Below are 719 nucleotides of genomic sequence, written 5' to 3' on the forward strand. Positions count from 1 at the left end.
AACACCGTCGCCACCCCGTATCTGATCCAGCCGCTGGCCCACGGCGCCGACATCGTGGTGCACTCGGCCACCAAATACCTCGGCGGCCACGGCGCCGCGGTGGCCGGAGTGATCGTCGACGGCGGCCGCTTCGACTGGACCGTGCGCGACAGCGACGGCCGGTCCCGGTTCCCGGGGTTCACCACTCCCGACCCCAGCTACCACGGCGCGGTGTTCGCCGACCTCGGTGCCCCGGCGTATGCGTTGAAAGCCCGGGTGCAACTGTTGCGGGATCTGGGTTCGGCGGTCTCGCCGTTCAACGCCTTCCTCATCGCCCAGGGCATCGAAACCCTGAGTTTGCGTATCGAACGCCACGTCGCCAACGCGGTCGCGGTGGCCGAGTTCCTCACCCACCGCCCCGAGGTCGAATCGGTGGCCTACGCCGGGCTACCGTCCTCACCCTGGTACGAACGCGGCCGCCAGCTCGCACCCAAGGGCGTCGGGGCGATCGTGTCGTTCGAACTGGCCGGCGGCGTCGACGCCGGCAAGAAGTTCGTCGACGCGCTCACCCTGCACTCCCACGTCGCCAACATCGGCGACGTGCGCTCACTGGTCATCCACCCCGCCTCCACCACCCACTCCCAACTCACCCCCGACCAACAACTCGCCGCCGGCGTCACCCCCGGCCTGGTCCGCCTCGCCGTCGGCATCGAAGGCATCGACGACATCCTCACCGACCT

At 69.4% G+C, this 719-nt stretch carries 1 protein-coding gene; it reads left to right on the forward strand.

The window, feature by feature from the left end:
• Positions 1-719, forward strand: a 719-nt coding sequence (locus GV790_RS28860; protein ID WP_175586033.1) for a PLP-dependent transferase, incomplete at both ends; no start/stop codon positions are given.

The organism is Nocardia cyriacigeorgica, from assembly GCF_010858045.1.
GTDB classification, from domain to species: domain Bacteria; phylum Actinomycetota; class Actinomycetes; order Mycobacteriales; family Mycobacteriaceae; genus Nocardia; species Nocardia cyriacigeorgica_E.